The following is an 8,980-nucleotide window of genomic DNA, read 5'->3' as shown; positions in this document are numbered from 1 at the left end:
CAGCACGTGTCCGCGGTCCTCAAGCCAGCGCTTAATCTTGCGGGCGCCCCAGCGGTCATGGGCGCAGTGGGCCATGCGCAACAGGTCCGTAATGCTGTCATCGGTTCGCCGGGGCGAATGGAGAGGCACCCGTGAACGGTCGGCAAGACCGGCTGCACCGTCCTCAGTCCACCGGCGAAGCCACTTGTAGCCGGTGGAAGGCGAAATGTTGAAATGACGGCAGAGTGCCCGGAGGTTCGCCCCGTCCTGCGAGGCGAACAGTACAAACTCAGAACGTAATGACATGGTATCTCTCGCATCCCAGGGCATAAGTGACTCCATAAACGGGTTCTTATGCCTCAGTTGTAAGTGTCTACCATGTCCCCGAACAAGCGTTCACTATGTCTCCGGACCGTACAAGGGAGAGGGCCAGGGTGAGGGGGAAAATGCGGCTCTGATGGTCATTCCGTTCACCTTATGTTCCTTGCTTTTCTGTCGCGACAGAACCCGTGAACGTGCCAGGGGGACACAAAGATGTCGCTGTGGTTGTCATGCTGGGAAACGGGTCAGCCTGGCTAAAAAGGTTGCAGACGTTCACAGTATCTACCACGTAGCCCCGGCAAGTGCAGCGCCACCGGGGGATCTCTCAATCACCACGCCTCACGTTAAGAATTCAGGAGCCGTTTATCCCAAAATAACAACAGACCTTACCGTAACTTTTCAGCCCAGCCATTTCAGTTATGCCCAGATTTAATATCCATCATCTTTATTTCTTCAACATGCCGCTTATTCAAATTAATCACACATTGATCAATATATGACTGGTAGTCATTTGCATCCTCACCTATTTGTGACGCGACAGCCAGGCATAAATTTTCTCTATATGCTTTCCAGTCCACTTGTGCAGCCAGAAATGATTTACTGTAGATATCCCCTATCGTCAATTTCGGATCTTCGCTGCGGAAGACCGGACCTGGATTGTTAATTTTTATTTGCTTATTCGTCTCAGCAATAATATTATCCAGAGCATGAGAGGATTCCGCCGATTTTTTTGACAGACAATCATAAGCAATATGTATATTGCTCTGATTTTTAAAGCAAACATCCCTCTCCATCCCTTCATAAAGAGCCGCATATGAAACTACAGGCATCAGAAACAGGAGCGCCAGCGTTGCACGTAAATATTTCATTGCAAATACCTTATTCTTTGACGGTTTGACTCATAGCTCATATATATTGAGTCAGCTTTAATATAATTAATGAGTTCGATTCTTCCTTTTATCGCCGATTTAATTAAACCAGTAACATCGTGAACACCCTGAAAAAATATATCGACAATTACATCTCTTATTTTCAAATCTAATTGCCCCCATAATATATCATTTCCAATATCTAAAGAAGTTTGTTTATAAAAAAATTTGGCATATTCGCGTTTTTCACTGTAAGAAATATCAAAGAGTTGTATTTGCTGTATATGTGTTATTTCCCCAACCAAAGGGCCATAATCTTTTACAAATTTAAAAGCATTACGTCCATACAGTCCCGCAGCTTTAGAACAAATTATGGCCCTATACTCCTCAATACCGCTTTGCCTCATTTCCGTGAGAATTCTTCCGGCGCTACGTTTTTTCATGTCATAACCACGACCAATAGTCACACCAGAATCACCTTCTGGCCAATGAAGAATTCGCGAGAACTGACGTATATGCTTGGGCTGGCGAAACGGTTCCACAGCTGTAATATAATCTTTTCCTTCAGCGTCAAAGGTAATCTGTCCTTCTTTGACGTTTAAAGGTCCCGCCACATGGCGCGGCCTCCAGCCCGGAGAAATGGACTGAGCAAACATAGAAAAAAACATAGTTTCTACGGGATGTATAAGTCCGGATGGTGACATGTTGAGCAGGCGCTGATACCAAACGATGGCCGCCTCTGTTTCCGGATCGTATTTACCTGTAGAACGGATATTATTTCCACGGATGTGATTATATCCGGCATCAATAATCATCTTTTGCAACGCTTTCACGTCATTCGGATTGTTCATTCCGGACGTCCCCACGGAACCTGATACGCCAGAAAACTGTGAGGTATTGTCAGCCATAATGATATTCCCTTTCAGATTACTACCAACCAGTGGGCTTCGGCACCATCACCTCCACTGATCACCTGGTCTCGGTATAGATGACCTATCCAGGACGCGTGAAAAGCATAACGCATGGATGCCACTTCTCCACTCTCATCTTCATGCTTACAAAAAAACCTCCAGGTCAAACAGACATACTGCGTTTCCCTTCGATATCTGAGAGCGTAAGCCGTGTCCTGGTCTGCTCTCAAAGGTGAAAGTTGAACCATATTCTTACTTCATTAGCGCAACGCTAATTAATGATACACACAAATATTATGGATATTACCCCCATTAATATTCCCAATGGCTTATCGATACCTTTCTCCTTAATTCCCCCATTATCTTCTTCATTATTTCTCCACAATATGGACTTTTGTAAATCCATATTATCTCCCCAGAAAATGCTTAACGCCTGGCGCAAAATTCATATATTCTTACGGTAAATGAGAACGATCATTCTCAACACCACTACCCGGAGCCCGGCATGACACAAAAAGTCTCGCAGCAAGAACGCCATCAGATGCGCCAGGACGAAATCATTGTCGCGGCGCGGCGCTGCTTTCGTGCCAGCGGTTTTCACGCGGCCAGCATGTCGCAAATCGCGCTGGAGGCTCAGTTGAGCGTCGGGCAGATTTATCGCTATTTCGCCAGTAAAGACGCCATTATCGAAGAGATGATCCGCCGCATCATCGACTACCGTATCGCGGAAATGGAAAGCAACGCCCAGACTCAGCATATCCCGCAGGTGCTAGCCTGGCGGCAAACGCTCAGCCACGACGATGATGCGCTGATGCTGGAAGTGGCGGCCGAGGCAACCCGCAATCCACGCGTTGCAGCAATGATGGCGCAGGCCGATGCGCGCATGTATGAAACCGCCTGCGCCCACCTGAAAAAGGCGCACCCGCATCTTGAAGAGAGCCGTGTCCGCTGCTGCGTGGAGATTATGGCGTCGCTGATAGAAGGCACCATTTTTAGAAACCTGACGCCACAAAAATGCGACCCGGCGCAATTACAGAAAATATATCAGGACATAATACATATGTTATTTACTGAAAAATAATCCGGGATTAAACGAATTTCAGGCGATGTATAACGACATCGCCCGTCATCATTTCCGCTAATAGCGGAAGTGGCGTATTGCCATCGCCAAAATATGGTCAACCAGCCGCCCTTTGATTATCAACGGGCAGGCCTTTTACACGCCGGGAAAATATAATGAAGTTAATAAAAACCACCGTCGTGGCATTATTCGCATTAACTGGCTGCGACAATGCCACGCCACCTGCACAACACAACGCAGCCCCGGAAGTCGGGGTCGTCACGCTCCAGAGCCAACCGCTTGCCGTATTCAGCACCCTGACCGGGCGCACCTCGGCCTCGCTAAGCGCGGAAGTCCGCCCGCAAGTTGGCGGCATCATTCAGAAGCGCCTCTTCACCGAAGGTGACGCCGTGAAAGCCGGCCAGCCGCTGTATCAGATTGACCCGTCCAGCTATCGTGCCGCCTTCAATGAAGCCGATGCCTCACTCAAACAGGCGCAATCGCTGGTGGAATCCGACTGTCAGAAAGCGCGCCGCTACGCGCTGCTGGTAAAAGACAACGGCGTATCACAGCAGGATGCCGACGACGCGAAATCTACCTGTGCGCAGGATCGCGCCAGCGTCAGCGCCAAACAGGCGGCGCTGGAAAGCGCGCGTATCAACCTGAACTGGACCACCATCACGTCGCCGATTAGTGGGCGGATTGGCATCTCATCTGTCACTCCCGGTGCGCTGGTCACTGCCGAACAAACCACGGCGCTGGCCACCGTGCGCGGGCTGGACACCATGTATGTCGATCTCACCCGCTCCAGTGCCGACCTGCTGCGTTTACGTAAGCAGGCGCTCGTCAGTAACGACAGCACGCTGAATGTATCGCTGATTCTGGAAGATGGCAGCACCTACAGCGAAACCGGCAAACTGGCGCTGACCGAAGTGGCCGTGGATGAAGCCACCGGTTCTGTCACCCTGCGCGCTATCTTCCCTAACCCGCATCAGCAACTGCTACCCGGCATGTTTGTCCGCGCCAGAGTCAATGAAGGCGTGATGGAAAACGCCATTCTCGCCCCACAACAGGGCATCACCCGCGACAGCAAAGGCAATGCCACGGCGCTGGTGGTCAACGCTCAAAATAAGGTCGAGCAGCGCAGCGTCGAAACGGGTGACACCTACGGCGATAAATGGCTGGTCCTGAAAGGGCTGCAAAGCGGCGACAAGCTGATTGTTGAAGGTACCGATAAAGTCACCGCCGGTTCAGAGGCGAAAGCCGTTGAAGTGCAAAACAACGGAGGCAAAGCCTGATGTTCTCCAGCTTCTTCGTGCGTCGCCCGGTCTTTGCCTGGGTGATCGCCATACTGATCATGATGGCCGGGGTGCTGGCTATCCGCACGCTGCCCATCGCGCAATACCCGGACGTGGCGCCCCCCTCGATAAAAATCACCGCCACCTACACCGGCGCATCGGCGCAAACGCTGGAAAACAGCGTGACCCAGGTTATCGAACAACAGCTTACCGGGCTCGATAACCTGCTCTATTTCACCTCCACCAGCAGTTCCGATGGCCAGGTGACCATCACCGTGACGTTCGAACAGGGTACCGACCCGGACACCGCTCAGGTGCAGGTACAGAACAAGGTGCAACAGGCCGAATCCCGCCTGCCAACCGAAGTCACCCAATCTGGCGTGACGGTGGTGAAATCCCAGAGCAGCTTCCTGCTCATCATGGCGATGTATGACAAAACCGACCGTGTTTCCAGCTCCGATATCGCCGACTGGCTGGTGAGTAATGTGCAGGACCCGCTCGCGCGCGTTAACGGCGTGGGGAGCCTGCAGGTGTTCGGTGCGGAATATGCCATGCGTATCTGGATGGACCCGGACAAACTGGCCTCTTATGCGCTGATGCCGTCTGATGTGCAGACCGCCATTGAAGCGCAAAACGTGCAGGTTTCCGCCGGGAAGATCGGTGCGCTGCCGGCCTCAAACAGTCAGCAACTGACGGCCACCGTGCGTGCGCAGTCTCGCCTGCAAACCGTGGAGCAGTTCCGCAATATCATCATCAAAAGTGAAACCAACGGTGCGGTGGTCCGCGTCGGCGACGTTGCCCGCGTAGAGATGGGCAGCGAAGACTATTCGGCGACAGCGAAACTAAACGGCCACCCGGCGGCGGGCCTGGCGGTGATGCTGGCTCCTGGCGCGAACGCCCTGGATACCGCCACCCTGGTGAAAGATAAAATTGCCGAGTTCCGTCATAGCATGCCGCAGGGTTATGACGTCGCCTACCCGAAAGACAGCACCGACTTTATCAAAATCTCCATTGAAGATGTGGTGCAGACGCTGATCGAAGCCATCGTACTGGTGGTCTGCGTGATGTATCTGTTCCTGCAAAACGTCCGCGCCACCCTGATTCCGGCAATGGCGGTACCTGTCGTGCTATTGGGGACCTTTGGGGTACTGGCGCTCTTTGGCTACTCGATTAACACCCTGACGCTGTTTGCGATGGTGCTGGCGATTGGCTTGCTGGTGGATGACGCCATCGTGGTGGTGGAAAACGTCGAGCGTATTATGCGCGACGAAGGGCTGCCCGCCCGCGAAGCCACTGAAAAATCGATGGGCGAAATCTCCGGTGCGCTGGTGGCGATTGCGCTGGTACTCTCCGCCGTGTTCCTGCCAATGGCCTTCTTTGGTGGCTCTACCGGGGTGATCTACCGTCAGTTCTCGGTCACCATCATCTCGGCCATGACCCTGTCGGTGATTGTTGCGCTCACCCTGACCCCGGCGTTGTGCGGCACGGTGATGCAGCACAGTAAGCCCCATAAGAAAGGCTTCTTCGGCGCGTTCAATCGCTTCTATGCCCGCACCGAAAATAAATACGAGCATCGTGTCCTGCGCGTCTTGCGCCGTTCCGTGACCGTGATCGCCACCTATGGCGTGCTCTGTGCGGCGATGGCGTTTGTCATGTGGCGTCTGCCCGGCAGTTTCCTGCCGACCGAAGACCAGGGCTCTGTCATGGTGCAGTTCACCCTGCCCGCCGGGGCCACCGCCCCGCGCACCAATGCGGTCGCCAGCAAAGTAACCGACTGGTTCCTCACCAAAGAGAAAGCCAATACCAACGCCATCTTCACGGTCACCGGCTTTAGCTTTAGCGGTAACGGCCAGAACGCCGGGATGGCCTTCGTCTCGCTGAAAAACTGGTCAGAGCGTAAGGGGGCGGAAAATACCGCCCAGGCAATCGCCCTGCGGGCCACCCGGCAGCTAAGCACTCTCCGCGATGCCAGCATTTTCGCCATGATCCCACCGTCAGTGGACGGTCTGGGGCAGAGTAACGGCTTTACCTTTGAGCTGCTGGCAAGTGGCAGTACCGATCGCGACGAACTGCTGAAAATGCGTAACCAGTTGATTGGCGAGGCCAGCAAAAGCCAGGAGCTGCAAGCCGTTCGCGCTAACGACCTGCCACAAATGCCGCAGTTGCAGGTGGATATCGACAGCAATAAAGCCGTCGCACTGGGCCTGTCGCTCAGCGATGTCAGCAATACGCTCTCCAGCGCCTGGGGCGGGACCTATGTGAATGACTTTATCGATCGTGGACGCGTGAAGAAGGTCTATATCCAGGGGGATAGCGCGTTTCGCGCCGCGCCGTCTGACCTGAAAAAATGGTACGTACGCGGCAGCGATGACAGCATGACGCCGTTCTCCGCCTTTGCCACCACCCACTGGGAATATGGCCCGGAAAGTCTGGTGCGCTACAACGGCTCGGCGGCCTATGAAATTCAGGGGGAGAATGCCAGCGGGTTCAGTTCCGGCGTCGCGATGACCAAAATGGAGACCCTCGCTAATAATCTGCCCGCCGGCTCTACCTGGGCCTGGAGCGGCTTGTCATTGCAGGAGAAACTCGCCAGCGGCCAGGCCATGAGCCTTTATGCCATCTCGATCATGGTGGTGTTCCTCTGTCTGGCAGCGCTCTACGAGAGTTGGTCCGTGCCGATTTCGGTCATCCTGGTTATCCCGCTCGGTCTGCTTGGGGCGGCGCTGGCGGCCTGGATGCGTGGTCTGAACAATGACGTCTACTTCCAGGTCGCGCTACTGACCACCATCGGTCTGTCGTCGAAAAACGCCATTTTGATTGTCGAGTTTGCCGAAGCGGCGGTGCAGGAAGGCTATTCCCTGAGCCGGGCGGCGCTGCGTGCGGCACGAACCCGCTTGCGCCCGATTATGATGACTTCGCTGGCGTTTATCGCCGGGGTGCTGCCGCTGGCAGTGGCGACCGGGGCCGGAGCCAACAGCCGTGTCGCCATCGGGACCGGCATCATCGGCGGTACGCTGGCCGCCACGCTGCTCGCCATCTTCTTTGTTCCGCTGTTCTTTGTGCTGGTGAAACGTCTGTTCGCCGGTAAACGTCAACGCCAGGAGTAATTATGTTTCGAATTAGCATGCTTGTTTTGGCTCTCCTGAGCGCGGGCTGTGTGTCGCTCGACCCGACCTATCAACGCCCGACAGCCCCGGTTCCTGCCACTTTGCCGGGTAGCAGCGGTGAGGCGAAGGCGGTCGCCACCGACTGGCAGCAGGTGGTCAATGACAGCCGCCTGCAGCAAGTGGTGAGCCTGTCGCTCACCCAAAACCGCGATGTGCAAAAAGCGATTGCCGATATCGATGCGGCACGTGCGCTCTATGCCGAAGATCGGGCCGCGCTCTTCCCCACCGTCAATGCGGAGTTGAGCAACACCCGCAGCCGTACTGCGGCCACCGGCGTGACGTCCAGTGCAGAGGCCAATGGCGCGGTGTCGAGCTTTGAACTGGATCTGTTTGGCCGTAACCAGAGCCTCGCGCGGGCCCAGCGGGAGACCTGGCTTGCCAGCGAATATACCGCGCAAAACACCCGCCTGACGCTGGTGGGTGAAATCACCACCGCGTGGATTACGCTGGCGGCGGATAACAGCAACCTGGCGCTGGCGCAGCAGACAATGGCGAGCGCGCAAAATTCGCTCACGATTGTGAAGCGTCAACAGCAGGTGGGGACGGCGGCGGCGACAGATGTAAGCGAAGCCATGGCGGTCTATCAGCAGGCACGAGCGAGCGTCGCCAGTTACAAAACCCAGGTGGCGCAGGATATCAACGCGCTCAATCTGCTGGCGGGAACGACCGTGGCGCAAAGTCTGCTGCCCGGTACGCTCGAAAGCCTGGCGCAGGACAGCATCAAGCTGACGCCTGCGGGGGTGTCGTCTTCGGTATTGTTGCGCCGTCCGGATATTCAGGAAGCGGAGCACAACCTGAAAAGCGCCAATGCCAACATTGGTGCGGCACGGGCGAATTTCTTCCCGTCGATTTCGTTAACCGCCAGCGCAGGGGTGGGCAGTTCAGCCCTGTCGTCGTTGTTTAATAACGGTATGAAGGTCTGGTCGTTTGCCCCGTCGATTTCGCTGCCGCTGTTTACCGGGGGCAGCAACCTGGCGCAGTTGCGCTACGCGGAAGCAGAGAAGAAAGGGTTGATCGCCACCTACGAGAAAACGATTCAGAGCGCGTTTAAAGATGTTGCCGATGCCCTCGCCCGCCGCCAGACGCTGGATGAACAGCTCGACGCCCAGCGTGAATATGTGGCTGCCGAACAAAAAACGCTGGATATCGCTCAGCGTCAATATCAGGCCGGGACCGGGGATTATTTATCGGTGCTGACCGCACAGCGTTCGCTGTGGTCGGCGCAGGAGGGGTTGATTTCGCTTCAGCAGACAGATCTTGAGAACCGGGTAACGTTGTGGCAATCCCTGGGGGGTGGCGTGGGGTGATTTTCCTCACACCCTAACCGTCTGCCCAAAGGGGCGAGGGGACAGTTCGACTGCCGCCATCCGGGAAT

Annotated in this window: 7 protein-coding genes; 4 read left to right on the top strand and 3 right to left on the bottom strand. The window is 54.9% G+C overall.

Annotation, left to right across the window (positions count from 1 at the left end; all coding sequences use genetic code 11):
- The 3 genes from ABU190_RS23795 to ABU190_RS23785 all read right to left on the bottom strand — a co-directional run.
- Positions 1–321: helix-turn-helix domain-containing protein (locus ABU190_RS23795; RefSeq protein WP_354692548.1), on the bottom strand; the 321-nt coding region annotated here is incomplete at its 3' end.
- Positions 322–713: 392 nt separating this feature from the next.
- The gene (locus tag ABU190_RS23790) at positions 714–1,169 is read right to left on the bottom strand and encodes a lysozyme inhibitor LprI family protein (RefSeq protein WP_354692547.1); all 456 of its coding nucleotides are present in this window, start codon (positions 1,167–1,169) and stop codon (positions 714–716) included.
- Entirely contained in the window at positions 1,166–2,077 is a 912-nt protein-coding gene (locus ABU190_RS23785) for a peptidoglycan-binding protein (protein ID WP_354692546.1), read from the bottom strand. The genes ABU190_RS23790 and ABU190_RS23785 overlap by 4 nt, the downstream gene beginning before the upstream one ends.
- A 508-nt stretch (positions 2,078–2,585) precedes the next feature.
- On the opposite strand from ABU190_RS23785, the gene ABU190_RS23780 reads away from it, so the two are divergent.
- The 4 genes from ABU190_RS23780 to ABU190_RS23765 all read left to right on the top strand — a co-directional run bounded on the left by ABU190_RS23780 (position 2,586) and on the right by ABU190_RS23765 (position 8,912).
- Positions 2,586–3,161, top strand: a complete 576-nt coding sequence (locus tag ABU190_RS23780; protein WP_222557020.1) for a TetR/AcrR family transcriptional regulator — start codon at positions 2,586–2,588, stop codon at positions 3,159–3,161.
- A gap of 155 nt (positions 3,162–3,316) precedes the next feature.
- Positions 3,317–4,438, top strand: coding sequence for an efflux RND transporter periplasmic adaptor subunit (locus ABU190_RS23775; protein ID WP_354692545.1), 1,122 nt, complete (start codon positions 3,317–3,319; stop codon positions 4,436–4,438).
- The gene (locus tag ABU190_RS23770; protein WP_354692544.1) at positions 4,438–7,545 is read left to right on the top strand and encodes an efflux RND transporter permease subunit; all 3,108 of its coding nucleotides are present in this window, start codon (positions 4,438–4,440) and stop codon (positions 7,543–7,545) included. The genes ABU190_RS23775 and ABU190_RS23770 overlap by 1 nt, the downstream gene beginning before the upstream one ends.
- Before the next feature lie 2 nt (positions 7,546–7,547).
- Positions 7,548–8,912, top strand: coding sequence for an efflux transporter outer membrane subunit (locus tag ABU190_RS23765; protein ID WP_354692543.1), 1,365 nt, complete (start codon positions 7,548–7,550; stop codon positions 8,910–8,912).
- Positions 8,913–8,980: the final 68 nt, after the last annotated feature.

The organism is Phytobacter sp. RSE-02, from assembly GCF_040578655.1.
Taxonomy (GTDB): domain Bacteria; phylum Pseudomonadota; class Gammaproteobacteria; order Enterobacterales; family Enterobacteriaceae; genus Phytobacter; species Phytobacter diazotrophicus.
This window is presented reverse-complemented; position numbering and strand designations above follow the sequence as displayed.

Coding starts and splice junctions, on each gene's coding strand:
- ABU190_RS23790 (WP_354692547.1), bottom strand. CDS start 1,169: ATGAAATATTTACGTGCAACGCTGGCGCTCCTGTTTCTGATGCCTGTA.
- ABU190_RS23785 (WP_354692546.1), bottom strand. CDS start 2,077: ATGGCTGACAATACCTCACAGTTTTCTGGCGTATCAGGTTCCGTGGGG.
- ABU190_RS23780 (WP_222557020.1), top strand. CDS start 2,586: ATGACACAAAAAGTCTCGCAGCAAGAACGCCATCAGATGCGCCAGGAC.
- ABU190_RS23775 (WP_354692545.1), top strand. CDS start 3,317: ATGAAGTTAATAAAAACCACCGTCGTGGCATTATTCGCATTAACTGGC.
- ABU190_RS23770 (WP_354692544.1), top strand. CDS start 4,438: ATGTTCTCCAGCTTCTTCGTGCGTCGCCCGGTCTTTGCCTGGGTGATC.
- ABU190_RS23765 (WP_354692543.1), top strand. CDS start 7,548: ATGTTTCGAATTAGCATGCTTGTTTTGGCTCTCCTGAGCGCGGGCTGT.